At 50.3% G+C, this 26039-nt stretch carries 22 protein-coding genes and 1 other annotated feature; of the genes, 15 read left to right on the top strand and 7 right to left on the bottom strand.

All coding sequences use genetic code 11. The features are described from left to right. Positions 1 to 37 precede the first annotated feature (37 nt). Positions 38 to 1456 (bottom strand): glutamine synthetase family protein, encoded by a 1419-nt coding sequence (locus HFD95_RS10990; RefSeq protein WP_029519400.1) that lies wholly within the window; start codon positions 1454 to 1456, stop codon positions 38 to 40. A 201-nt stretch (positions 1457 to 1657) separates the two neighbouring features. Between HFD95_RS10990 and puuD the strand changes: the two genes are divergently transcribed. Genes puuD through HFD95_RS10975 form a run of 3 tightly spaced genes read left to right on the top strand, consistent with a single transcriptional unit; the run spans position 1658 to position 4272 of the window. After that, positions 1658 to 2425 carry a gamma-glutamyl-gamma-aminobutyrate hydrolase gene (gene puuD / locus HFD95_RS10985; protein WP_045140279.1) on the top strand — a complete coding sequence of 256 codons (768 nt, stop codon included), beginning with the start codon at positions 1658 to 1660 and terminating at the stop codon, positions 2423 to 2425. After that, the gene (gene puuR / locus HFD95_RS10980) at positions 2418 to 2975 is read left to right on the top strand and encodes an HTH-type transcriptional regulator PuuR (RefSeq protein WP_010670955.1); all 558 of its coding nucleotides are present in this window, start codon (positions 2418 to 2420) and stop codon (positions 2973 to 2975) included. Before puuD ends, puuR begins: the two co-directional genes overlap by 8 nt. 19 nt (positions 2976 to 2994) lie before the next feature. Beyond that, entirely contained in the window at positions 2995 to 4272 is a 1278-nt protein-coding gene (locus tag HFD95_RS10975; RefSeq protein ID WP_022625004.1) for an FAD-binding oxidoreductase, read from the top strand. Positions 4273 to 4440: 168 nt separating this feature from the next. Here the strand turns inward: HFD95_RS10975 and HFD95_RS10970 are convergent, their stop codons facing one another. Further along, complete coding sequence (locus tag HFD95_RS10970) at positions 4441 to 5268, bottom strand: SDR family oxidoreductase (protein WP_022625005.1); 828 nt, start codon at positions 5266 to 5268, stop codon at positions 4441 to 4443. A gap of 180 nt (positions 5269 to 5448) precedes the next feature. Here HFD95_RS10970 and hisL point away from each other — a divergent pair, with 180 nt between their 5' ends. The 12 genes from hisL to HFD95_RS10910 all read left to right on the top strand — a co-directional run bounded on the left by hisL (position 5449) and on the right by HFD95_RS10910 (position 15530). Beyond that, positions 5449 to 5496 carry a his operon leader peptide gene (gene hisL / locus HFD95_RS10965; protein WP_100396937.1) on the top strand — a complete coding sequence of 16 codons (48 nt, stop codon included), beginning with the start codon at positions 5449 to 5451 and terminating at the stop codon, positions 5494 to 5496. Continuing rightward, positions 5472 to 5592 (top strand) — a sequence feature (His leader region). Its footprint overlaps the gene before it by 25 nt. Positions 5593 to 5640: 48 nt before the next feature. Further along, the gene (gene hisG / locus HFD95_RS10960; protein WP_004571317.1) at positions 5641 to 6540 is read left to right on the top strand and encodes an ATP phosphoribosyltransferase; all 900 of its coding nucleotides are present in this window, start codon (positions 5641 to 5643) and stop codon (positions 6538 to 6540) included. Between the two features lie 3 nt (positions 6541 to 6543). Beyond that, on the top strand, positions 6544 to 7848 hold the full coding sequence (hisD, locus tag HFD95_RS10955) for a histidinol dehydrogenase (RefSeq protein WP_167430224.1): 1305 nt from the start codon (positions 6544 to 6546) through the stop codon (positions 7846 to 7848). Next, the gene (gene hisC / locus HFD95_RS10950; RefSeq protein ID WP_158149181.1) at positions 7845 to 8921 is read left to right on the top strand and encodes a histidinol-phosphate transaminase; all 1077 of its coding nucleotides are present in this window, start codon (positions 7845 to 7847) and stop codon (positions 8919 to 8921) included. Before hisD ends, hisC begins: the two co-directional genes overlap by 4 nt. Beyond that, a complete protein-coding gene (gene hisB / locus HFD95_RS10945; RefSeq protein WP_010670960.1) occupies positions 8918 to 9985 on the top strand; it encodes a bifunctional histidinol-phosphatase/imidazoleglycerol-phosphate dehydratase HisB in 1068 nt (355 codons plus the stop codon). Before hisC ends, hisB begins: the two co-directional genes overlap by 4 nt. Further along, the gene (gene hisH, locus HFD95_RS10940) at positions 9985 to 10575 is read left to right on the top strand and encodes an imidazole glycerol phosphate synthase subunit HisH (protein ID WP_008926061.1); all 591 of its coding nucleotides are present in this window, start codon (positions 9985 to 9987) and stop codon (positions 10573 to 10575) included. Before hisB ends, hisH begins: the two co-directional genes overlap by 1 nt. After that, a complete protein-coding gene (gene hisA / locus HFD95_RS10935) occupies positions 10575 to 11312 on the top strand; it encodes a 1-(5-phosphoribosyl)-5-[(5-phosphoribosylamino)methylideneamino]imidazole-4-carboxamide isomerase (RefSeq protein ID WP_031591331.1) in 738 nt (245 codons plus the stop codon). Before hisH ends, hisA begins: the two co-directional genes overlap by 1 nt. Next, the gene (gene hisF / locus HFD95_RS10930; RefSeq protein WP_010248068.1) at positions 11294 to 12070 is read left to right on the top strand and encodes an imidazole glycerol phosphate synthase subunit HisF; all 777 of its coding nucleotides are present in this window, start codon (positions 11294 to 11296) and stop codon (positions 12068 to 12070) included. The genes hisA and hisF overlap by 19 nt, the downstream gene beginning before the upstream one ends. After that, positions 12064 to 12675 (top strand): bifunctional phosphoribosyl-AMP cyclohydrolase/phosphoribosyl-ATP diphosphatase HisIE, encoded by a 612-nt coding sequence (hisIE, locus tag HFD95_RS10925; RefSeq protein ID WP_033767786.1) that lies wholly within the window; start codon positions 12064 to 12066, stop codon positions 12673 to 12675. The genes hisF and hisIE overlap by 7 nt, the downstream gene beginning before the upstream one ends. 115 nt (positions 12676 to 12790) lie before the next feature. After that, complete coding sequence (locus HFD95_RS10920; protein ID WP_010248074.1) at positions 12791 to 13267, top strand: YbaK/prolyl-tRNA synthetase associated domain-containing protein; 477 nt, start codon at positions 12791 to 12793, stop codon at positions 13265 to 13267. A 66-nt stretch (positions 13268 to 13333) separates the two neighbouring features. Then, positions 13334 to 14125 (top strand): ABC transporter substrate-binding protein, encoded by a 792-nt coding sequence (locus HFD95_RS10915; protein ID WP_010248077.1) that lies wholly within the window; start codon positions 13334 to 13336, stop codon positions 14123 to 14125. Between the two features lie 106 nt (positions 14126 to 14231). Further along, positions 14232 to 15530, top strand: coding sequence for a succinylglutamate desuccinylase/aspartoacylase family protein (locus tag HFD95_RS10910; protein ID WP_167430223.1), 1299 nt, complete (start codon positions 14232 to 14234; stop codon positions 15528 to 15530). 260 nt (positions 15531 to 15790) lie between these two features. On the opposite strand, the gene HFD95_RS10905 is transcribed toward HFD95_RS10910, so the two are convergent. From HFD95_RS10905 to gndA, 5 genes are all read right to left on the bottom strand, one after another. Then, entirely contained in the window at positions 15791 to 19807 is a 4017-nt protein-coding gene (locus tag HFD95_RS10905) for a glycosyltransferase (RefSeq protein WP_167430222.1), read from the bottom strand. 18 nt (positions 19808 to 19825) lie between these two features. Next, positions 19826 to 22015: a methyltransferase domain-containing protein gene (locus tag HFD95_RS10900; RefSeq protein ID WP_167430221.1), complete on the bottom strand. Its 2190-nt coding sequence runs from the start codon at positions 22013 to 22015 to the stop codon at positions 19826 to 19828. Further along, the gene (locus HFD95_RS10895) at positions 22012 to 23292 is read right to left on the bottom strand and encodes an ABC transporter ATP-binding protein (protein WP_167430220.1); all 1281 of its coding nucleotides are present in this window, start codon (positions 23290 to 23292) and stop codon (positions 22012 to 22014) included. Before HFD95_RS10895 ends, HFD95_RS10900 begins: the two co-directional genes overlap by 4 nt. Continuing rightward, positions 23292 to 24083 (bottom strand): ABC transporter permease, encoded by a 792-nt coding sequence (locus HFD95_RS10890; RefSeq protein WP_010248090.1) that lies wholly within the window; start codon positions 24081 to 24083, stop codon positions 23292 to 23294. The genes HFD95_RS10895 and HFD95_RS10890 overlap by 1 nt, the downstream gene beginning before the upstream one ends. Before the next feature lie 500 nt (positions 24084 to 24583). Continuing rightward, entirely contained in the window at positions 24584 to 25993 is a 1410-nt protein-coding gene (gene gndA / locus HFD95_RS10885) for an NADP-dependent phosphogluconate dehydrogenase (protein WP_010248093.1), read from the bottom strand. Positions 25994 to 26039: the final 46 nt, after the last annotated feature.

Below are 26039 nucleotides of genomic sequence, written 5' to 3'. Positions count from 1 at the left end.
AAAAAAAAGCGCGTCAGATGACAGGTAAAAAAACCTGTCAGGCATTTTTCAGCATCCAGTCAATCTCGGTCGACGTAATCAGCCGTTCAAACTGCATCAGTTCATGATGCTTACAGCTGTGCCAGACACTGGCAAAGCGTTCGCCCAGTAACTTCTGCAGCGGATAGCTGTTGTCAAACTCATACAGCGCATCGCTCTGGCGGATCGGCAGTGCCAGACCCTCGGCATGGTGACCGTTGCCGGTGACCGGATGGGGCAACGGCAACTGGGTATCCAGCCCATGCAGCATCCCCGCAAGAATAGCCGATACCACCAGGTAGGGATTAGCATCCGCGCCCGCAACCCGGTACTCAATACGATGATTGTCGATATCCCCGCACGGCACCCGCAGCGCAACGGTCCGGTTGTTATGGCCCCACGATGCCTGCAACGGCACATAGGCGTCCGGAACAAAACGGCGATAGGCATTCACATTGGGTGCCAGCAACGCCATTGAGGCGGGCATCAGATCGATCATCCCGGCCAGCGCCCGTTTCATCAGCGGCGAATCACTGCCGTCATCGCAGGCGAAGGCGTTATGATCGGCGGCATCCAGCATGCTGATATGCACATGCATGCCGCTGCCCGCGTACTCCTCATAGGGCTTCGCCATAAACGTCGCGGTCATACCGTGGTTTTCCGCCACCTGACGAATCAGGCGTTTCAGCTGCACCGCATGGTCGCAGGCCCGCAGCACGTCGCGGGTATGATGCAGGTTAATTTCAAACTGTCCGGGCGAGGCTTCCGCCAGCGCACCATCGGCCGGGATGCCCTGCTGACGGGCCAGATCGTCGATGTCACGCAGCACATCGGCGAAATGATCGAGGTTATCTACCGAGTAGACCTGGCTCTGCATATTGCGTTCATCACTGCCGGGCGAACACGGCGGCTGGATAAAGCCTTCGGCATCGCGCTTTTTGTCCACCAGATAGAACTCCAGCTCTACCGCTACCACCGGGAACAGACCTCGGTTACGCAGCTGTTGCCACAGCCGGTTAAGGACATTTCGGGGTTCAACGTCAAAGGGAGTGCCATCTTGGTTGCACATGGTTAACAGCAGTTGCGCAATGTGCTGAGGGTCAGACGCGGAGGGAACTAAAGTACCGGTGACGGGCAGGCAGAGATTATCGGGTTCGCCCAGTGACTGACCGAGTCCCGCTTCTTCTACTGTGTTGCCGAGGATATCCATGGCAAACACCGAGGCGGGGAAATAACACCCTTTTTCCAGCTTAGGCAGCGCAGAGACCGGAATGCGCTTGCCGCGGAACACACCATTTAAATCATTTAACAGGATGTCGACATACTGCGTGTCAGGATGGCGCTCCAGCCAGGTTTTCACCTCAAGCTGGAACGCGCTGGTTCGTTTCTCTTCACTGTGAAGCGTGAAGTCTTCCACTTCTACCAGGTTAGTCATGATCTCACCCGCCCCTATTAGGTTTGCGTAATGCTCAAAATAACAGCCACACCACTAACATAGCGCCAACATAAAAAGTGTGCAAATGTAACAAATCTGTTTGAAGAACAAACAGCAGATTGCTAGATTGAAAAAATATTGCACACTTAACCGCCAGACGTGCCCTTTCGGTAGATATTTCGAACAGCGATGCGAGGACGTGAGATGGGCATTATTTTTGACAAGCCGTTGATTGGCGTAGTGATGTGCCAGAAGGATCTGGGCGGCCATCCGAGCCAGACGGTTCACAATAAGTATACCGATGCGGTTGTCCTTGCGGGTGGCGTACCGCTGGCCCTGCCCCACAGTCTGATGAATGCGCCTCATCTATTAGAAAACGCTATGGCTGTTCTGGATGGCCTGCTGCTGACCGGCAGCCCCAGCAATATCGAACCCTGGCATTATGGCGAGGCTGGCGAAGAGCTGCATGCCGATCCGGGCCGTGACCATCTCGCCTTTCAGCTGATCACCTGGGCCACCAGCCACAAGATGCCGATGTTCGGGATCTGCCGTGGGCTGCAGGAGCTGGTGGTGGCAAATGGCGGTGCGCTGTGGCGGGAGCTCAGCGGGCAGCCGTCGTTTCAGCGTCACCATGAAGATGAGACGCTGCCGCTGGAGCAGCAGTATGCTCAGGCGCATCCAATCACTATTGAACCCGACGGCCTGCTGGCGACGCTGCTGGACAGCAACAGTCCGCTGGCGGTCAATTCACTGCATCATCAGGGGGTACGCGAACCGGGCCCGCAGTTGCGCGTTGAAGCGCGCGCGCCGGATGGCCTGATTGAGGCGGTGAGTCTGCGCCATCATCCCTTCGCCCTGGCGGTGCAGTGGCATCCCGAGTGGCAGCCGGAACACACGGCGGGATCGCAGGCGCTCTTCAGTGGCTTTATTCAGGCCGCCATTCGTTATCACAAGGAAAAAGAAAATGAGTGATGCCACGCTGGCGCCGGGACGACGGCTGGCGCAGATCCGGCAGACACTGGGGCTGTCGCAACGCCGTGTCGCCGAACTGGCCGGACTGACCCACAGCGCCATCAGCACCATTGAACAGGATAAGGTCAGCCCGGCGGTCAGCACCCTGCAGAAGCTGCTGAAAGTCTATGGGCTCTCGCTGTCAGAGTTCTTCTCGGAACCCAAACCGGATGCGGAACCTAAGGTCATTGTCCGCGCCAGCGACCTGCTGGAGATTGGCAGTCAGGGGGTTTCGCTGAAGCTTATCGACAATGGCCGTGCACAGCGCACGCTGGGCATGCTGCTGGAAACTTATCAACCCGGTGCCAGCACCGGCGAGAAGCTGCGTCATCCGGGCGAAGAGACCGGCACGCTGCTGGAAGGAGAGATTACGCTGGTCATCAACGGAGAGCACTATCATCTCTCCGCCGGAGAGAGCTACGTCATTGATACGGGCTTACCACACAGTTTCACCAACCGTGCTGAAATCCCCTGCCGCATTGTCAGTGCCCATACGCCAGCCAACTTTTAGGCGCATTCCGGAGATTGTTATGAATTACGTGGAGAGTTATTACGCAGCGACCGCCAATCCGCATGCGCCCTGGCCGACATTACAGGAGAGCATTCAGTGTGACGTCTGCATTATTGGCGGCGGTTTCACCGGTCTTTCGGCGGCGCTGCATCTGACCGAGGTAGGCTATGACGTGGTCGTGCTGGAAGCGGCGCGGGTCGGCTTTGGTGCCAGCGGGCGTAACGGTGGTCAGGTGGTGAACTCCTACAGTCGCGACGTGGATGTGATTGAGCAGCGCTACGGTAAAGAGAGCGCCCGTATGCTGGGCAGCATGATGTTTGAAGGCGCTGAAATCATCCGCGATCGCATTAAGCGGTACGCGATCGACTGCGATTACCGGCCTGGCGGCGTTTTTGCGGCCCTGAATGCACGTCAGATGGCGCATCTGCGAAAACAGAAAGCGTTATGGCAGCAGTATGGGAATCATGATCTGGAACTACTGGATGAGCGAGCCATCCGCCGTGAAGTCGCCACCGAACGCTACGTTGGCGGGCTGCTGGACCGGCGCGGCGGCCATCTGCATCCGCTGAACCTGGCGCTGGGGGAAGCGGAGGCGATCCGTCGACATGGCGGACGCATCTATGAACAGTCCGCGGCGACCAGTGTGGTTTATGGCACACCAAACCGGGTAAAAACCGCCCAGGGCGAGGTCAGCGCGACCTTTGTGATCTTCGCCGGGAATGCCTATCTGGCCCCGCAGCTGGAACCGCGACTGAGCAGGAAAAGCATGCCGTGCGGATCGCAGATTGTGGCAACCGAACCGCTGTCAACCGACCAGGCGTTGTCGCTGATGCCGAACAACTACTGTGTGGAAGATTGTAACTATCTGCTGGATTACTTCCGTCTGACGGCGGACAACCGGCTGCTCTATGGCGGCGGCGTGGTTTATGGCGCACGGGAACCGGCCGATATTGAAGCGTTGATCCGGCCCAGGCTGCGCCGCACTTTCCCGCAGTTGCAGAACGTGAAGCTGGACTTCAGCTGGAGCGGCAATTTCCTGCTGACGCTGTCGCGCATGCCGCAGTTTGGCCGACTGGAGAAGAATGTCTATTTTATGCAGGGTGACAGCGGTCATGGCGTAACCAGTACGCATCTTTCCGGCAAGCTGATCAGCGAAGTGTTACGCGGCGACGCCGAGCGTTTTGATGCCTTCGCCCGCCTGCCTCACCTGCCGTTTCCCGGTGGGCGACGATTTAAGGTGCCGCTGACGGCGATGGGCGCAGTGTGGTATGCGTTGAGGGATCGGTTAGGGGTGTGAGGCTGAGGGCCAGACCTGGCTGTCTGGCCTGATGAAAACAGGTCTTTCAGCAGGGCACATTCTGCCCTGTAGTTTAAACTGTTATAGTATGTTGTAACTATTAAAAGAGCAGAACCCTTATATATCAGAGCGGGAGCAATCAGCCCCCGCAACAGCGCCAGCCGCGTATCACTCCAGCGGCATTTTAATCGGGTCGTCATAGCGGTACTCAAAACCGAGTTCGCTACAGATGCGGGAACCATCAATCAGCTTGCCGCTATTCTTTTCCGCCTCGGGTGCGAACTGCGGCGGCTGCAGCCCAAGCTGGTGCGTGACCGCAGGATAGAAGGTGTCACGCGAGGGATGTTTCGAGGCACACAGATTGTAGACCCGGCCCCCTTTGGGTGACTGCAGTAGCAGCGTGATCGCCTCAACGACATCATCCAGATGCACCAGATTGACGCCCTGCGAGCCATTGGCCACATCCTGCTTGCCGGCGAGGAAGCGTCCCGGATGGCGCTTTGGCCCGACCAGACCGGCCAGCCGCACAATATCTACGCTGGTGCCTGGCAGATCGTGCAGCCAGTTCTCCAGTTTAACCAGCGTCTTTCCGGCCACCGTTTCTGCGTCCAGCGGGCTGTTTTCCCGCTTAGCGCCGGCGCTGCTGCCATAGACTGAGGTGGAACTGGTAAAGATAATGCGCGGTACCTTATAAACCAGCGCGGTATCGACCACATTCTGCACCGCCTGCAGATAGGCTTCGCCCCCTTCCGCAGTGCGGCTGGCGGGCAGTGTAACGATCAGCGCATCGACGTTGAATAGCGGCTCAATATCGGCAGCATCACAGAGCAGTTCCGGCGTCAGTTCCAGCTGGAACGCCTCAATGCCGCAGCGGCGTGCCGCGTCTACACCGTCTGGCGTGGTTTTGCTGCCGGTGACCTGCCAGCCTCGCGCCGTTAACGCCGTGGCCAGCGGCATGCCTAACCAGCCCAGTCCCACAATCGCGACCTTCTTCATTTTGACTCCTGACGTTAAACATCAACCCTGACTTCACCGTAGTTTGCCCCCGGATTGCAAACCAGAACAACCTGTTTCAGCGCTTTCCGAACCGCCCGTTTAAAAAACGTGTTGCCAAGCGCAGCCATCTTCGCTAGGTTAAACCCCACAAATGAATACTCATTCATCGACGAGATTATTATGACACGCGTTCAGTTCAACCATCATCACCACCATCATCCTGACTAGTCTTTCAGGCGATTGGTGCTGGAAGACTTTCAAGATCTTCCAGTGGTGTGAACGCAAGAGAACCCCCGGAAGATCGTCTTCCGGGGGTTTTTTTATGGGCTGACGTAACCACACATTCAGGACCGAATTAAGAGGACAGGAACCATGTTAGATAACACCCGTTTACGCATAGCTATGCAGAAATCTGGCCGTTTAAGTGATGATTCACGCGAACTGCTGGCGCGCTGCGGCGTTAAAATCAACCTTCAGCAACAGCGCCTGATTGCGTTTGCGGAGAACATGCCGATCGACATCCTGCGCGTACGCGATGACGATATTCCTGGCCTGGTGATGGATGGTGTGGTCGATTTAGGCATCATCGGCGAGAACGTACTGGAAGAAGAGCTGCTGTCGCGCCGTGCCCAGGGTGAAGATCCGCGCTACTTTACGCTGCGCCGCCTCGACTTCGGCGGTTGCCGTCTGTCACTGGCGATGGCGACAGATGCCGAGTACACCGGTCCGGAATGCCTGGATAAATCCCGTATCGCCACCTCCTATCCGCACCTGTTAAAACAATACCTCGACAAAAAAGGCGTCAGCTTTAAAACCTGTTTACTGAACGGTTCCGTAGAAGTGGCGACCCGCGCCGGTCTGGCTGACGCCATCTGCGATCTGGTCTCTACCGGTGCTACGCTGGAAGCCAATGGCCTGCGCGAAGTTGAAGTGATCTATCGTTCAAAAGCGGTGCTGATCCAGCGTGACGGCGAGATGCCTGCCGCCAAGCAGGAGCTGATCGACAAGATGATGACCCGTATTCAGGGTGTGATTAAAGCGCGTGAATCGAAGTACATCATGCTGCACGCGCCAAGTGAGCGCCTGGAAGAAGTGATCAGCCTGCTGCCTGGCGCAGAGCGCCCGACCGTGCTGCCGCTGGCAGGCGATGTCAGCCGCGTGGCGATGCACATGGTCAGCAGCGAAACCCTGTTCTGGGAAACCATGGAAAAACTGAAAGCGCTGGGTGCCAGTTCGATTCTGGTGTTGCCTATTGAGAAGATGATGGAGTAAGCCATGGCCTTTTCTACCCCGATTGAGTGGCAGCAGTGCACCCCCGAACAGCAGCAGGCGCTGCTGTTACGTCCTGCTATCGCCGCCTCTGAAAACGTGACGCTGACGGTGCGCGATGTGCTGGAGCAGGTAAAGCTGAACGGTGATGACGCTCTGCGCCAGTTCAGCGCCCGCTTCGACAAAGCGCAGGTGGATAACCTGCGTGTTACCGCGCAGCAAATCGCAGAGGCCAGCTTACGTCTGAGTGACGAGCTGAAGCAGGCGATGGCTGTCGCGGTGGGCAATATCGAAACCTTCCACAACGCGCAGATCCTGCCGCCAGTGGATGTGGAAACCCAGCCAGGCGTACGCTGCCAGCAGATTACCCGTCCGGTGAAATCGGTCGGACTCTATATTCCTGGTGGTTCCGCCCCGCTCTTCTCCACCGTGCTGATGCTGGCGACCCCGGCCCGTATCGCTGGCTGTGGCCGCGTGGTGCTCTGTTCGCCGCCGCCGATTGCCGATGAGATCCTGTATGCCGCCCAGCTGTGCGGCGTAGAAGAGGTGTTCCAGGTGGGCGGCGCGCAGGCCATCGCCGCGATGGCCTTCGGCACCGAAACCGTGCCACGCGTGGATAAGATTTTTGGCCCGGGCAACGCCTGGGTGACAGAAGCGAAACGTCAGGTAAGTCAGCGACTCGATGGCGCGGCGATTGATATGCCAGCGGGTCCTTCTGAAGTGCTGGTGATTGCGGATGAAGGCGCCACGCCCGCGTTTGTCGCGTCTGATTTGCTTTCACAGGCAGAGCATGGTCCCGACTCGCAGGTGATTCTGCTGACGCCTTCATTAAAGCTGGCCGAGGCGGTCGCGGTCGCGGTTGAGCAGCAGCTGGCGCAGTTGCCGCGGGCTGCCACAGCGTGTCAGGCGCTGGAAAGCAGCCGCCTGATCGTGGCGCGTGACCTTGAGCAGTGTGTCGCGATCTCTAATCTCTACGGCCCGGAGCACCTGATTCTGCAAACGCGCCAGCCGCGCGATCTGGTGGAGTCGATCATCAGCGCCGGTTCGGTATTTTTAGGCGACTGGTCGCCGGAGTCCGCGGGCGATTACGCCTCTGGCACCAATCACGTGTTACCGACCTACGGTTACACCTCGACCTGTTCCAGCCTGGGCCTGGCCGATTTCCAGAAACGCATGACGGTGCAGGAGCTGACGCCGCAGGGCTTCCTGAACCTGGCCGCCACCATTGAAACCCTGGCCGCCGCCGAGCAGCTGGATGCCCATAAGAATGCCGTCACCCTGCGCGTTGCCGCACTGAAGGAGCAAGCATGAGTCAGGATATTGAGCAGCTGGCGCGCGCCAATGTGCGCGCCCTGACGCCCTATATGTCGGCGCGTCGTCTGGGTGGCAACGGAGATGTCTGGCTCAATGCCAACGAATTTCCGCTGCCGGTGCCGTTTGAGCTGTCGCAGCAGACGCTGAACCGCTATCCGGAATGTCAGCCTAAACTGGTGATTGAGCGCTACGCGGCTTATGCAGGCTTAACGCCGGAGCAGGTGCTGGTGAGCCGTGGCGCAGATGAAGCCATCGAACTGATCATGCGTGCCTTCTGTGAGCCGGGTCAGGATGCGATTCTGTTCTGTCCACCGACCTATGGCATGTACAGCGTCAGCGCCGAAACCATCGGCATTGAATACCGCACCGTCCCGGCCCTGACCGACTGGCAGCTGAACCTGCCTGCCATTGCAGAGCAGCTGGATGGCGTCAAAGTGGTTTACCTCTGCAGCCCGAACAACCCGACCGGCAACCTGATCAATCAGGACGACATCCGTCAGCTGCTGGCAATGACCGCCGGTAAAGCGCTGGTCGTCGCAGATGAAGCCTACATTGAGTTCTGCCCGCAGGCGACCCTGACCGGCTGGCTGAAGGATTATCCGCATCTGGTGATCCTGCGTACGCTTTCTAAAGCCTTTGCGCTGGCTGGCCTGCGTTGCGGCTTTGCGCTGGCGAATAAGCCGGTAATCGACCTGCTGATGAAGGTCATCGCGCCCTACCCGCTGGCCACACCGGTTGCCGATGTCGCCGGTCAGGCACTGAGCGACCAGGGAATTGCGCTGATGCGTGAGCATGTGGCACAGCTGAATGAGAATCGTAGCTGGCTGCAGGTTGAACTGACTCAGCTGGCCTGCGTTGAGCAGGTTTTCTCCAGTGAAACCAACTATGTGCTGGCGCGCTTTACCGATTCACCAAAAGTCTTCAAAACCTTATGGGATCAGGGCATTATCCTGCGTGATCAGAACAAAAATCCGGGCCTGTCGGGATGCCTGCGCATCTCCATCGGCACGCGTGAAGAGTGCGAACGAGTGATCGCCGCGCTGCAAGCCTTTTCTGTGGAGCAAGCATGAGCCAGAAGACCCTTTTTATTGACCGCGACGGTACGTTAATCTCTGAGCCGCCTGAAGATTATCAGGTGGACCGCATGGATAAGCTGGCGTTTGAGCCAGATGTTATCCCGGCGCTGCTGGCGCTGCAGGCCGCTGGTTATCGCCTGGTCATGATCACTAACCAGGATGGTCTTGGCACCCCGGGTTTCCCGCAGGCCGATTTCGATGGTCCGCACAATCTGATGATGCAGATCCTGACCTCGCAGGGCATTGCGTTTGACGATGTGCTGATCTGCCCGCACATGCCGGACGATCACTGCGACTGTCGCAAGCCAAAAACCCGAATGGTGGAAGCCTGGCTGGCCGAAGGCGCGCTGGATACCGCCAACAGCTACGTGATTGGCGATCGCCTGACCGATGTTCAGCTGGCGGAGAACATGGGCATCCAGCCTATCCGCTACGGTGCTGACGGCCAGAACTGGCAGACTATCCAGCAGCGTCTGACCCAGCGTGACCGCCATGCGCTGGTGCAGCGCAACACCAAAGAGACACAGGTGCGGGTAGAACTGTGGCTGGATCGCGAAGGCGGCAGCAAGATTAATACCGGCGTGGGTTTCTTCGACCACATGCTGGACCAGATCGCCGTGCACGGCGGGTTCCGCATGAATATCGAAGTGAAAGGCGATCTCTATATTGACGATCACCACACGGTGGAAGATACCGGTCTGGCACTGGGCGAAGCGCTGCTGAAAGCGCTGGGTGACAAGCGTGGCATTGGCCGTTTTGGCTTTGTGCTGCCGATGGATGAATGTCTGGCGCGCTGCGCGCTGGATATCTCCGGCCGTCCGCACATCGAGTTCAAAGCGGAGTTCAACTATCAGCGCGTGGGCGACCTCAGCACCGAGATGGTCGAGCACTTCTTCAGCTCGCTCTCCTACGCCATGATGAGCACCCTGCATCTTAAAACCAAAGGCAAGAATGACCATCACCGCGTCGAGAGCCTGTTTAAAGCCTTTGGCCGTACGCTGCGTCAGGCGATCCGCGTTGAGGGCAATACGCTGCCGAGCTCGAAGGGAGTGCTGTGATGAACGTGGTGATCATGGATACCGGTTGCGCCAACCTGTCGTCGGTGAAATGGGCGATTGAACGTCTGGGCTACACCCCGGAAGTAAGCCGCGATCCCGATGTGGTGCTGCGTGCCGACAAACTGTTTCTGCCCGGCGTCGGCACCGCGCAGGCGGCAATGAATCAGCTGGAAGAGCGTGACCTGATCGATCTGGTCAAAGCCTGTACCCAGCCGGTGCTGGGGATCTGCCTGGGTATGCAGCTGCTGGGTCGCGGCAGCGATGAAAACGGCGGCGTGCCGACGCTGGGGATTATCGATGAGCCGGTGTCATTAATGGACACGCACGGCCTGCCGCTGCCGCACATGGGCTGGAATCAGATTACCGCGCAGGCGGGCAATCATCTGTTCCGTGGCATCGACGAAGGCTGCTATTTCTACTTCGTCCACAGTTATGCCATGCCGGTCAACGCCAGCACCATCGCCCAGTGTCACTACGGTGAAGCTTTCACCGCCGCGGTGCAGAAAGATAACTTCTTTGGCGTCCAGTTCCACCCGGAACGCTCGGGCAAAGCGGGCGCGCAGCTGCTGAAAAACTTCCTGGAGATGTAATGATTATCCCCGCGTTAGATTTAATTGACGGCAAAGTGGTTCGTCTGCATCAGGGCGATTATGGACAGCAGCGCGATTACGGCAGCGATCCGCTGCCGCGTCTGCAGGATTACGTTCGCCAGGGCGCGACCGTGCTGCATCTGGTGGATTTAACCGGCGCGAAAGATCCGGCAAAACGCCAGATCGCGCTGCTGAAAACCCTGCTGGATGGCGTTGATGTGACGGTGCAGGTTGGTGGCGGCATTCGCAGCCGTGACGATGTTCATGCGCTGCTTGAAGCCGGAGCGAGTCGTGTGGTGGTCGGTTCCACCGCGGTGAAACAGCCTGAAGAGGTAAAACGGTGGTTTGCGGAATTTGGCGCAGAGGCGATTGTGCTTGCGTTAGATGTGCGCATTGATGCCAGTAACCGCAAAGAAGTGGCAATCAGTGGCTGGCAGGAAGCGGCGGGTGTCACGCTGGAAGAGGTGATTACCGACTTTCAGCAGGTGGGCCTGAAGCACGTGCTGTGCACCGACATTTCTCGCGACGGCACCCTGAGCGGCTCCAATGTTGCGCTCTATCAGGAAGTGACGGCGCGCTTCCCGACGATTGCTTTTCAGTCCTCGGGTGGCATTGGCGACCTCAATGATATCGCCGCCCTGCGCGGCAGCGGCGTTCAGGGCGTGATTGTTGGACGTGCGCTGCTGGAAGATAAATTCACTGTTTCGGAGGCGATCGCATGCTGGCAAAACGGATAATTCCCTGCCTGGACGTACGTGACGGCCAGGTGGTCAAAGGCGTACAGTTTCGCAATCACGAAATCATCGGCGACATCGTGCCGCTGGCGCAGCGCTATGCCGCCGAAGGTGCCGACGAGCTGGTGTTCTATGATATCACCGCCTCATCCGATGGCCGGGTCGTCGACAAAAGCTGGGTCTCGCGGGTTGCGGAAGTAATCGATATCCCGTTCTGCGTCGCGGGCGGCATTAAAACCCCGGAAGACGCAGCGCGCATTCTGGAGTTTGGCGCAGATAAAATTTCGATTAACTCGCCGGCGCTGGCCGACCCCACGCTGATCACCCGCCTCGCGGACCGTTTTGGCGTGCAGTGTATTGTGGTCGGGATCGATACCTGGTTTGATGAAGCCAGCGGTAAATATCAGGTGAATCAGTATACCGGCGACGAAGCGCGCACCCGCGTGACGCAGTGGGAAACGCTGGAGTGGGTGCAGGAAGTGCAGAAGCTGGGCGCAGGCGAGATCGTGCTGAACATGATGAATCAGGATGGCGTGCGTAACGGCTATGACCTGGTGCAGCTGAAGAAAATGCGTGAAGTCTGCAAGGTCCCCCTGATCGCCTCTGGCGGCGCAGGCACCATGCAGCACTTCCTGGATGCGTTTACCGAAGCTAACGTGGATGGTGCTTTAGCCGCCTCGGTATTCCATAAGCAGATTATTAATATTGGTGAGCTGAAGAGCTTTCTGATCGACAACGGAGTGGAGATTCGCGCGTGCTAACTGAACAACAACAGGCTCTTCTCGACTGGGATAAAACACAGGGCATGATGCCGGTCATTGTCCAGCACTTCGTCTCAGGCGAAGTACTGATGCATGGCTACATGAACCCGGCCGCGCTGGAAAAAACGCTGGCAGAAAACAAGGTCACCTTTTTCTCCCGCACCAAAAATCGCTTGTGGACCAAAGGCGAAACCTCCGGCAACTTTTTGCAGGTAGTGAGCATCACGCCTGACTGCGACAATGACACCCTGTTAGTGCTGGCGGATCCTATTGGCCCGACCTGCCATCTGGGCACCACCAGCTGCTTCTCACCGGCGGTCCCTGAGTGGACGTTCCTCTATCAGCTTGAGCAGTTGCTGGCCTCGCGTAAAACCGCCGATCCTGAAAGCTCCTACACCGCACGACTCTACGCCAGCGGCACCAAACGCATCGCGCAGAAAGTGGGTGAAGAAGGCGTTGAAACCGCACTGGCCGCCACGGTCAATGATCGGGATGAACTCACCAACGAAGCTTCTGACCTGGTCTATCACCTGATGGTGCTGTTGCAGGATCAGGATCTCGACTTCCGCGCCGTGATCAACAACCTGCGCGACCGCCATAAGTAACTGTGCAATATGCTGCTCAGAATTTCGTTTTTTATGCGGATTCTGAGCAGTCTTCTGCTCATTCCTCACGTCCATCCGGCACAAAGACGGCAACTCAAACCTCAGGGAGAGAACCGTGACCACCCATGAGAAATTAATCGCCCTGCTCGACCAGCACCAGGCACGCTATCGCCTGATGGAGCATGAGGCGACCGGTAAATGTGAAGCGGTCGCGGCGATACGCGGCACCGAAATCGGCCAGGGTGCTAAAGCGCTGGTCTGTCATGTGAAAGGCAACGGCGTTAAACAGCATGTACTGGCGGTTTTACCTGCCGATCATCAGGCCGATCTGGGCAAAGTCGCGGTAGCAGTCGGGGGAAGACGCGCCTCACTCGCCAGTCCGGCGGAAACCGATCTGCTGACCGGCTGCGTATTCGGGGCGATACCACCGTTCAGCTTTCATCCCGACCTCAGACTGATTGTTGACCCCGCGTTGTTTGAACGTTATCCGGAGATCGCGTTTAACGCCGGTCTGCTGGAACGCTCAGTGATCCTGAATACCGAAGATTATCGCGCGTTATGCGCGGCTGACGTGGTGAAGATTACGCAGTAATTGCCATCCCGGCAGCCCGGCGATACTCTGCATAATCACTCATCACGACAGAATAAGAGCAAAATCATGAACATTTTCACTCAACGCCTGCGTCAGACGCTGGCTGTGGCCGTTATGGCAGGCTGCGCTTTTGGCGCGCAGGCAAAAATCGAACAGGTGCGTTTCGCGGTCGATCCGACCTATCCGCCATTCGAATCGAAAACGCCACAGGGCAAGCTGGTCGGCTTTGATATTGATCTGGGCAATGCGCTTTGTACTCAGATGCAGGCAAAATGTGTCTGGGTTGAAAGCCAGTTTGACGGCATGATCCCGGCCCTTAAAGCGCGTAAATTTGATGCCATTCTCTCCGACATGGGCATTACCGAAGAGCGCCTGAAGCAGATTGATTTCACCGCGCCGCTCTATGACACCCACACCCAGCTGATTGCCCGTAAAGGTGCTGGCATACTGCCCACCGTTGAATCCCTGAAAGGAAAAACGGTCGGCGTAGAACAGGGAACGGTTCAGGAGCGCTATGCGCTGGCGAAATGGCAGCCTCACGGTGTGACCGTGGTGCCTTATGGCGATCAGGCACAGGTTGAAAGCGATCTGGTTTCAGGCCGACTGGATGCGGTATTCACTGATGCGGCACAGGCTGCCATCGGCTTCCTGAAGCATCCGCAGGGCAAAGATTTTGAACTGGCTGGCCCGATTATACAGGATCCGATCATCGGCCCCGGCACGGCGATTGGCCTGCGTAAAGGCGATACCGAGCTGAAAACCGCACTGGATAACGCCTTCGTGGAAATCAAAAAGAATGGCACCTTTGACCAGATTCAGAAGCGCTACTTCGCCACGGATATCTCTATCCAGCCTTAACCTCGCGGTCGCCCTTTTTCATCCTCACCGCGATCCGGCACTATACTCTAACTATTTCGGGACGGCGCGCTGTCGTCCTTTGCCGATTAAAGGACATTAACACGGTATGCATCAACAACATCATCCACTGTTAAGCGCCTCTTTAGGCACCCAGCGTGAAATCATCAGTTTCCATTTCGCGGAAGACAACAAGCGTCAGGTCTATATCCAGGCTGCGCTGCATGGCGACGAACTGCCCGGTATGGCGGTGGCGTGGTTTTTAAAGCAGCGACTACAGGCGCTGGAATCCGCCGGTCAACTTAAAGCCGCCTTTACTCTTGTGCCGGTTGCCAATCCCCTGGCGCTGGGACAGCACTGGCATGGCACCCATCTGGGCCGATTCCATACGCTCTCTGGCCAGGACTTCAACCGCCGTTTCCCGTCACTGGGCGCAACCCTGGCGGCCGGGCTGGCTGAGAGTCTGACCCAGAGTGAAACGCAGAATAAAAGCCTGATCCGCGAGGCGATTGATCGCCACTATCGCGATACCGTGCCAAAAACCGAGCTGGATGCGCAACGCCACACGCTGATGCGGATGGCCAGTCAGGCCGATCTGATGATTGACCTGCACTGTGACTGGGAAGCCGTGCCACATCTCTACACCACGCCGCACGCCTGGCCGGACATTGAACCGCTGGCGCGCTGGTTAGGCAGCGAGGTGCAGCTGCTGGCGCAGATCTCTGGCGGTGAACCGTTTGATGAAGCCTGTTGTGAACCCTGGCTGACGCTGGCGGAACGGTTTGGCAAAGATTATCCGATGCCACGCGGATTGCTACCGGTGACGCTGGAGTTGCGTGGCGTGCGTGATGTGTCGCCTGAACAGGCGGAGAAAGACGCGGAGGCGATTATTTCAGCGCTACAGGAAGGTGGTTATATCGGCTACAGCGAGCCTGCGATTTCCGTGGAAGTGGCGGCACCCGTGATCGGTGGCGACGAACTTGTCCCGGCGAGCGCGAGCGGAGACGATATCGTGGCTATCAATGACGGCCCGATTGGTTTAAACGTGCCAGATATCGCTGAAGCACCTGGAGAAGCTGGCGTCATCAAAGAGCGTCACAGCGAAGGATCGGCGGCGGCCTCCCCTGCCCTGAAAAATCCACCTACGCCGTTAGCGGGCTGTGAATATATTCATTCGCCGGTATCCGGACTGATCCTGCATCGTAAACCGCTGGGCGCAAAGATTCGGCCGGGAGAAGTGGTGGCGGAGATTGTTGACCCGATAACTGACCAGATTACGCCGCTGGTGACGGAACATGGCGGTATTCTCTATGCGAGACACTGGGCTAAGTTTGCGACGGCAGGCATGCTGGTGGTGAGGCTGGCAGGTGAGCGAGAGATTCGGAGCGGGGATTTGCTGGTAGGATAAAAAAAGGGCTTCCCGAGGGAAGCCCTTTTTAGTGATTAGTTGCCGAAGCAGAAGCTCGAATATAAAACCGTTAACGTCCTGCAATGACTTATAGCAGGGTATAAAGGGTTTATTTCCATTAATGGTTATTAAAAGACGAGTAATGATTGCCCAAAATCAGGTTAACTCGGAAAGAACAAGAAGAGTCCATGGCATGAGGCCATATGCCATAATCAGATAGATCACGCCCCTGTCTTCCCCACGAGTCTCGGATACGTTCTTTAAGCCCTGATTTTTTTCCGACAAATTTCGACAAATTTGTTTTCTACAGCTTCCCAGCTGAAATTTTGTGCTGTCATATAACCGTTTTCGGCTAGCCTTTGACATAAAGCTGGATCATTAATAATACGTGTTAAAGCTTCTTGCAGACCATCAGGTGTGACTAACAGGGAATTCTCGTTATCGACAGCCATGTCATGAAAAGCAACGCACGACTTGTTGGCGACAACGGGTTTATTAGCTAACCAGGCTTCGAGCAAAACTATACCGAAACTTTCACTGGAACTCATATTAACCAGCGCAAGGCAGCCCATAAGTGCGCCTCTGACTACTTCACGAGGCTGACGCCCCAGATAAGTGACATATGGCGAATTAATCACCATTCCATCATCATCCGGACCTATCATTACTACATTAATCGCTACGCCGTCCTGATTTAATTTCTCTGTTGCTTCAATCACTGAACGATAACCTTTAGCGCCAGATTTACGTCCAAGAATCAGGAGATAAGGGCCCTCGTTTTGATAGATGTTTGTGAAAGCATCAAGATCATCTGCGACAAACTTTTCATGCGTATCAGCTCCGCCCGGCAGATAAGATGAGCAGCATCCTTTAGCAGCATAAAAATCACTCGCAGCCTTAGGAACAGCTAACACCTCTGTTGCATTTCGGGCCGCACTGAGCAAGTCCGGAAAATGATAATAATCATCGTCAAGATGAGCATGTGGAATAAGAAGTGAAGGAACGTTATTTTCTTTAGCCAGCTCTAATGCAAACACTGCCGGTTTGAAAACGATATTGTGGGTGATAACCAGGTCATACTTACTGATATTGGAGGATATAAAGCCTTCCATTGTCTGTGAGTGAGGACCTCTCAATTCTGTCAAATTAATATTCAACGGGAATCGGGTTTCTTCAGCAGCTTCGGATAAAGTGTCGAAAACCTTGCTTGCAGGAATGCGGTTTTTGTCTGCAAGTGCGGTCTGATTTATATCGATCACTCGTCCATTAATATTCAAATCCTGAAGAATAAAGCCTAAAGGTCGTGGATCATTGCCATTACTGAAGGCAGAAGAGGTGTATATCTCGAGAACACCGCTTTGAGCTGTAACGTTGATTGAGAAATTCCCTTCAACCTCATTATGCGAATATACTGCTCCTGATTCTGATTGCAGCGTCAACATTGCTTTCTCAGGCACATATCCTTTAAGCGAAACTTCACCAGCATGTGAAACATAAATTGAGCAGGATGAGTAGCCCCAGCGATAAGCTTCAGTAGCAATACCTTCAGGATCGGACCATCCCCAGGCTAGTCCATCAATTAAGGCAGCATTAGATTTTTTGAAAATCGCTTTTTCAAAAGCAGGTTGCACACGCCATGCTCTTTTTAAAGAGTTGTTTCGCTGTTCATCGATATAACTATCTATCGGAAATCTGGCAAATCTAAGATTAGTCATCTCAATGGGAGCGCCAACGCTATGATCAAATTCGTAATGTTCCGTAAATCGCGCATGATTATTTATTTTACTAACTTCTGTTGCAACGACATCGATTTCGAACTCATTAGTATCTCCTAATGCTTTCAAAAAACGTTTTAAATTTGATTCAGCTCCACCTAATTCAGGGTGAGTGTAACGATATGTAACGAAGAGAACTTTATGTTTCGGTCTTTCAATGTTTTCTAAAGCAGATACAAATTTCCGAGCTATTCCTACCATTGAGAGATCAGAAATAAAAATATCTTTTCTCTCCTGACGCATTTCTTCTGAAAAAGTAGCGTCAGAAACAGAAAGGCTGTTTATTACTTGTGCGAAATTGTCAGGCTCTGCCAGTGAAATATGTTTATTAATATTTTCTGGATAACCACGAAGCCCAAAAACAGTACTTACTACAAATAATCCATTAGCAAAAAAATCTGCTAGCTTTATATTTGAACCGCTACCAGAAATAACTGGGTTTATTGCGAAAAGGGAGTTATTGAGGATAGCACACTTAGTTTCTTCATCGACCATACCCCAAAGCACAACATTTTTTGCTGGTTCTACACTGATTGAGTTACAAACTGAACCAACAATATTAAATTGAACATCAGGACATTGTGGAACGACATTTTGCAACAAGTAATTGACTGCATCCACATTTGGCATATGTGCAGAGCCGAGGAAAACGGCTGATTTTGAATGCAACTTAGCTTTGATTTTGTTAGCAACAACTTCACTGATTTCTACAGGCGCTTGAGACCCATTACGAACAACAATCACTGGACCAGCGGAGCGCTTTCCGACCAACAAGCTATAAGCGTCATCTTCAGACACAGCAATAGTTAAAGCGGCTTTTTCAACGGCATTTTTTTCGACAGCTGTAACCATGTCAATCAAATAATTTTTTTGCGGATGCCACTTATGTAAGTCGGACTTCAATTTTGTTTCATCATTTTGCGATGAATAAATGAATCGATCGTGAAACTTAATTGGGAGCGGCGTCATGTATGGATGTTCTACAATAATGAACCTTGCCGTTTTTTTAATTATATCATAGACAGACAAAAGTAGACTGTTATTGACGCAATGATTACTTGCAACTATGTCGTCACAAGATATATGGAATTGAGAATTTATATCATTAACTTCCTGCACATGTGCAGTCGATTTAGGTAAGCTAATGACATGTGTATTTATATCATATGTATCAGAATGAATTTTACCATCATCTGAAAAACATAAAAAAACCACATCTGATATTTCGCTTACGGCTTCATATAAACCTCTTGTACGTGTTGCCCCCCCTCCCACACCTGAATAAGAATTATAGTCATTAAGCACTAAAGCGAAATTTGGCTTTTTGATAGGCAACTTTTCGATTTGTGGTAATAATTTTTTTATTATTGCCTCCCATGTATAATGAGCGGAGGCAAATGACTTACCTTCAACACCAATATTCAAAGTGTTATTATAGGATTCATTCGAAAGAGATTTATTTAGTAAATCAGGAAAATTCTTTAACTCACATTCAATATAGTGCTTACCCGACTCTATATTAAAACCTCTCATACCAAAAGGTGTGGACAAAATAGGTAAGCCATATGAGAAATAGTCTAGTGCCTTAATGTTGGATCCGCTACCCGATAACATTGGGTTTAGTGCGATACTTGCATTGCTAAATATACTTACTTTATCAGCATCGGAGACGCGACCATGCCGTATTACATTGTTGGTATATTTACCTTCTGGCAAGCAGCCACCAATAATATCAAAAGTGATGTCCGGGCATTTAGGAGCAATATTTTCTGCTATGTATCGTGCAGCAGAAACATTCGGTAAATGGGCACTACCTATGAAGACGGCGGAGGGTTTGTCTTTAGAAGCGCGCGGAGAACCTACTTTAGCCTGCTCTATCATTCCGTTAGGAGAATAGAACATAACAGACTCTTTATGTGGTGCCAATTTTTTGAAAGAGTCATAGTCACCCTCGCCACAATATAAAATGAGATCTGCATGCTCCAATAACTTTTTTTCAGCCCTGGCGACTATATCAACGATAGGCTTAGATTTTTCTGATGCATGGAGTGTGCTGTAAAGCGTTGTTTCACAGTTATGAGAATTATATATTCTAGGTTTATTATCAGCACCAAGAAAAATATCAAAATCCACAGTAAATGGGAAGTCATGGACAATAATATCCGCAGATTGATATTCCTGAAGATAAGCGGCATGCATTAATGTTGGATAATGAGCGCTTGCCGCAATAGTTGGTGCGGACAGATCACCATGGCCTTCGGTTAAATATTCTGACAATTCTGACCAGCAATTCATGAAATAGTGGTCTTTGGGAATACGACGCTCAACAAAAGTAGCCGTGTGATAAAAAACCTCTTCACTAACATCAGGATGTGTAGATGTTAGCAAGGTTACATGATGATATTTGCTTAAAGCTTTATAAAAATTATAAAGTTTTGATTCTCCGCCATTAGATACAGGAACGAACGCGGGGAAAAAATTAAGAGCAAGTATTTTCTTCATTATTTATACAACCATCCATTAATTGAGCCATGACTCAAGCACTGATTTTTGTTTCTCATTCACACCAGGATTTTTGATTGAGTATGATTGATTGTGTTCCATATGCTCGATGTGGATTTCAGGCTCATTTACTTTGTTGAATGTAGAGACTGAATCCATGTTTATATTGACGACACTTATACGTTTTTTGAGTTTGTATTTTAACCCCGGATGTCTGTTAAGAAACCGCATCGCCCGCTGTTTTAAAAGCGGACGATTTTCTACAAATCTCTTTACTATAGGTACTAACTGACTACTTTTTTTTTTAAGCGCTGCTTTGATTCTGGAAGCTAACGTACGAGGTTTAAACAATGATTTTGCCGATTTAGACACAATTCTCAGAGGGTATGTTATTTTCCATGAGTTGCAGTCATAGACGGCGTCAAGCTCCTTACGAAGATGTAGAGCTGCCTGTCGTAGCTCATTGACTTCGTTGCTCAATATTTCTTTATCACTATCGGACGAATGGGAAGAAAAATCCTGGCTTACTCCATTATGTCCAGCATCATTTACTCTGGCATTATGCATAGTTAAAAACTGTGCTTTATTCTCTTCATTGAGGCCGTGAATTTTAGAAGAAAGATTTTCTACTTTTTCTTTAACTTCAAGAAAATGTTCCTGATAGCATTTTTCCATCTTATCTGATTTAACATCTGAAATGCCACTAAAGTTCTCAATCAATAATCGATTGTTTTCCTCGATCTTCTGATTCAACTGCTCGAATTTCGCAGAAAAATCGCTTTGTAATTGGGTAAACTGCCAGCTCAAGAAGTTTACAGTTGTTGAAAGATGACTTTCCAGCATAGCTGAAACCGGAACATCGACTTGCATGTCAGATGAATTGTTAAATGCTTCTTCAACACTCTGAAAACTCCATTTCTGACTAGGCATTGCCCAAATCAGCGACAAACACTTTTGATATTTTTCAGGGAAGTCGTAAGGAGAGATGAATGGTGGTCTTTGGCTACCTTGTTCTCTGATGCGATGCTGTGCGATCTCCTTAATCAAAACGAAAAATGAAAGTAATTGCCCATATAAATCATCACCATCAAGTACCTGAGAACTTATAGATCCGTAATCTATAATATAAACCAACCCATCGTCACCTATAAGAATATTCCATGGTCTGAGGTCGTTATGGTATAAACCATTCTTTTCCAGAATAGTGACTTGTTCAAGTAAATCAGAAATTATTTTCTCATCATCATAATTTTCATTATTAATGATGACATCTAGTAAAAGTTTGCCAGGAATTGTCGTTCTTACCATCCATGATTCGTGTTCAAAATTACCATATGAAATTAATTTGGCTGTTCTAAAACCCTTAATTTCTTTTTGCAGGAAAAGAGATTCATTCAAAATTTCTTTATGATTTGTACCAGATTCATTATCTAGAAATATTTTTATAGTTTTGTTTTCTGAGAAGAAATAGCGCCTGTTGTTTCCATGATAAAAATTATCTAACTGGTGTGAACGTTGCATGTATGCTTCAATGACACCATACATGTCCTCAATATGCCAATATTTATTACTCGCAAAAAAGAGTGGTCGCTCAACTGAGGAAAGATGTGTTCCATACATTGAAAGGTAATGACTAAAAGAGTAGCACTCAATTAATTCTCGCGGATCTTTTGGTTGTGATTCAGCCCAATATAGTGGTTCTGTGTTGAGAGCAAATTCAAAAATGCCAGTTTCCACTTTTGATGATAGCTGTTGAAACAGATCGAAAACGAAATCAGCACCATGTTCATACACCAAATGATGGAAGACACTTAGGCCTAGAACAAGGTCGAATTCCCCTTCCATTACTCTTTCGTTAATTACAGTTTCAATACTGCCAAGAAAGAACTCTACTTTGAGGTTATTATTTTCGCTTGCAAGTTTATTACAAACGTCAATATTAGGCTGACTGTAATCTATTGCAGTAACAATGGCACCGAGTTCGGCAAGATTTAAACTGAAAAACCCCTGAGCGCAACCCAGATCCAGAACCTTTAAGGGGCGTCCTTTTTCTTCAGAAATATAATTATAAACGGACGAAATTCTTTCTAACCTGTCAAGACAGCTTCGTGATGCCTGAGCTGTAAATTCCGGATGCTTAAAAATAGGTTGGTAAACTTCTGGTAATTTTTCAACCAGGGCCGTAATTGACTGCTCTTGTTTAATCATCCGAAAAACTCCTCAACCTGCATGAATTCTGCCTGCATATCTACCAATCCCCACATATGGGAATGGTTCGTGACTTTTAATAGTACTGAATCATATCGTCTATCAATAGGATCTGTTGTTTGTGTAGGGTCTCCAGCAGATAAACCTAGTGATAAAAGGTAACTTCCTTCATTTAAAGAAAGATTAAAACTGAATTTGTATACCGCTACCTGACCGGCCTGAGCACTAGGTAAAACTTTTCCCTTTGTAGAAAGATAAGAATTACTCCCGTAAATAAATACACCTTCAAGACTCTTAATTAATATTCCTGGTGAAATGTGTTCAAAATCCTTTTCAAATAAAATTTTGACATATACATCTAGTTTATCATTTGTATTAATAACAGTTGGGTATTCAATACCGTTAGAGACAGTCAGGAAATCTATAATCTTTGCACCACCCTGTCCCCAACGATGTTCCTCTTTCAGGTATCCTGGCCTTGTATGATAAAGATTTTCAGCATTCAGATTAAGCTGCTGCACTTTTCCATTTTTGTTTTGAACTTTCTTTTTACCGAAAAGATCGTCCATATACATATTGACTACTTCTCTTGAAGGACCATCAGAATATATGCGACCAGACTTCAGGAAAATGGCTCTATCACATTGTTTAGATATATCCATCACTGCATGTGAAACTAATAGCAATGTCATACCTTGTTTTTTATATTCAGCTATACGCGAATAACATTTTGCCTGGAAATATACATCACCAACCGAAAGAGCTTCGTCAACAATTAAAATGTCTGGTCTTGTTGCCGTTGCCACTGCAAATGCCAGGCGAGCTTGCATGCCGGAGGAGTACATTCTCAATGGCTGTTCTATGTACTCTCCAATTTCTGCAAATGCTTCAATACCCGGAAGTAAGCTATCTATCTCTGTGGACGAGTAACCTAACAATTGACCTGCCATATAAACATTCTGTCGGCCAGTAAAATCAGGATGGAAACCAATACCGAGTTCCAATAATGCGGCGACACGGCCATCTACTTTTATTTCACCACTCGTCGGCTGAGTGGTACCTGTAATTAATTTAAGTAATGTACTTTTACCAGCTCCATTTACGCCAATAATTCCAACTGACTCACCTGCTAAGATAGTGAAATTTATGTCCTGTAAAATAGATTTAACTTTATAATTTTTGTCTTTACTTATTCCCCACCAATCTCTTAACCTGCCCCATTTACTTGTATAGCTTTTATATTCTTTTTTTAAATCATTAACAATTATACTTCCCATTATAATTCATCCACCATTTCGCCAATGTGTTTTCTGAACAGATTCAAACCGATCACACATAAAATAAGACCAAGGCAAGCTGGATATAGCAATGCCATCCAATCGGGGTAAATTCCATTTACAAGAACTTTTTGACAGGCATCAACTATACTTGCCATCGGATTATAATTAATCATAGGTCGTAAGCTTTCTGGGAGAATAGAGGAAGGGTATATAATTGGCGTTAACCAGAACCAAAACTGAAGTACAATTCCAAAAAACTGTCCAACATCTCTAAAAAAAACATTCATCACACCAACGATAATTCCTAAGCCTATAGCCAGAATCATCATAATTATTATCACTGGAATTAGCGAGAAATAAGCTAAACCGGGAAAATCACCACTTACAATTAAAAACAGTGTAAAAATAGAAAAAATGATTGAAAAGTTAACTAAGGCGCCACCGATAACGGTAACAGGCAAGCAAATTTTAGGGAAATTTATTTTTTTTATGAGATTTGCGTTATCAAGGAACATATTTTGTGAGCGCAGTATGATATCTGCATACAGACCCCATGTAAGTATACCTGAGCAAATATATATACTGTAAGCGTACTGCGAATCAACCCCAGGTAGTTTTGCTCGCATAACCTGAGAGAAAATAACTGTATAAACTATAATCATTGAAAGAGGGTTTAGTACGCTCCATGTAACGCCCAGTAACGAGTTGCGATACTTCGATTGGAACTCCCTTTTTACATTACCAAGAATAAACCCGCGATATTCCCAAATTAGCTTTATAAAGTTCACTGTCACACCTTTATTAAAAAAACTTTAATTGACAATTCCCCTATGAATTAGGCTTTGTAAAAAACCATATCCCGGATCTTATCGAATAACGTCTTGTAATCAAAAACTATAATTAATGCAATTTAAGAACTAATAAATATAAAATATCCTGATTGAGCATCATTCAATACATAAATATATATGAAGAATTAAAGCATAGCGGAAAATCTTGGCTTTGATTAACTAAAGAAGAAAGCAAAGACTTAACTAGTATATTACAGTAACATTGCCCTTTGACTTTATACTGTGATATTTCTTAGATAAATAGTTAAACCTGGTTAAGCAAGGCCATTCTTAAAGAATTTATATTCTGCCTTTCGATTCAAAAAATTATAACTTCCGATTTCTTAGTAAAATTCGTAAATTACCTATGCAAATACAATAAAAAACATATCTATTACAAAAGTACAGTTCAAATTTAAATTGAAGAGGCTTCATAAGAAGCCTCTAACTATTAATGTTTAATCTAACCACTCGGTGTGGAACACACCGTCTTTATCAATGCGCTTGTAGGTATGCGCACCAAAGTAGTCGCGCTGTGCCTGAATCAGGTTAGCAGGGAGCACTTCTGAACGGTAGCTATCGTAGTAAGCGATCGCCGCAGAGAAGGTTGGCGTCGGGATACCGTTCTGAATCGCGTAGGAAACCACATCACGCAATGCCTGCTGATACTGATCGGCAATATCTTTGAAGTACGGAGCCAGCAGCAGGTTAGCGATGCCTGCATCTTCTGCGTATGCATCAGTAATCTTCTGCAGGAACTGGGCACGGATAATGCAGCCAGCGCGGAAGATCTTCGCGATTTCACCGTAATGCAGATCCCAGTTGTTCTCTTCTGACGCGGCACGCAACTGTGAGAAGCCCTGAGCATAAGAAACGATTTTACCCAGATACAGAGCGCGACGAACTTTCTCGATGAACTCCGCTTTGTCACCGGTGAAGGCCTTCGCCTGTGGACCGCTAAGTACTTTAGAGGCTGCCACACGCTGGGTTTTCAGCGAGGAGAGGTAACGAGCGAATACAGATTCAGTGATCAGTGACAGAGGTTCGCCGAGATCCAGTGAGCTCTGGCTGGTCCATTTACCGGTGCCTTTGTTCGCTGCTTCATCCAGAATCACATCAACCAGGTATTTACCTTCTTCGTCTTTCTTGGTGAAGATATCTTTGGTGATGTCGATCAGGTAGCTGCTCAGTTCGCCGTTGTTCCACTCAGTGAAGGTCTCAGCCAGCTCTTCGTTGTTCAGACCCAGCGCGCCTTTCAGCAGAGCATAGGCTTCTGCAATCAGCTGCATGTCGCCATACTCGATGCCGTTGTGAACCATCTTCACATAGTGGCCCGCGCCGTCCGGACCGATGTAAGCCACACAGGCTTCGCCATCTTCTGCACGTGCAGCAATTTTATCCAGAATCGGTGCAACCAGCTCGTAGGCTTCTTTCTGACCGCCAGGCATGATAGATGGGCCTTTCAGTGCGCCCTCTTCACCACCGGAAACACCGGTACCGATGAAGTTGAAGCCCTGGTCAGAAAGCTCTTTGTTACGACGGATGGTGTCTTTATAGAAGGTGTTACCGCCATCGATCAGGATGTCGCCTTTATCCAGGTGTGGAGTCAGGGAGGCGATTGTCTTATCGGTCGCTTCACCCGCCTGAACCATCAGCAGGATACGACGAGGTTTTTCCAGCGATTCGACAAACTCTTCAACGGTGTAAAAAGGAGCAAGTTTCTTGCCCTGGTTCTCGGCGATGACTTCATCAGTCTTTTCGCGTGAACGGTTAAAGATAGAAACAGTGTAACCGCGGCTCTCAATGTTAAGAGCCAAATTGCGGCCCATCACTGCCATACCTACAACGCCGATCTGTTGCTTGGACATTACATACTCCTGTCTGTGGTCTCGCATGGTGTTACCCGTAACACCA

It is taken from the genome of Pantoea sp. EKM10T (assembly GCF_011800685.1).
In the GTDB taxonomy this organism is placed as follows: domain Bacteria; phylum Pseudomonadota; class Gammaproteobacteria; order Enterobacterales; family Enterobacteriaceae; genus Pantoea; species Pantoea agglomerans.
Note: the sequence above shows the minus strand (reverse complement) of the source record. Positions and strands in the feature narration are given on the sequence as shown.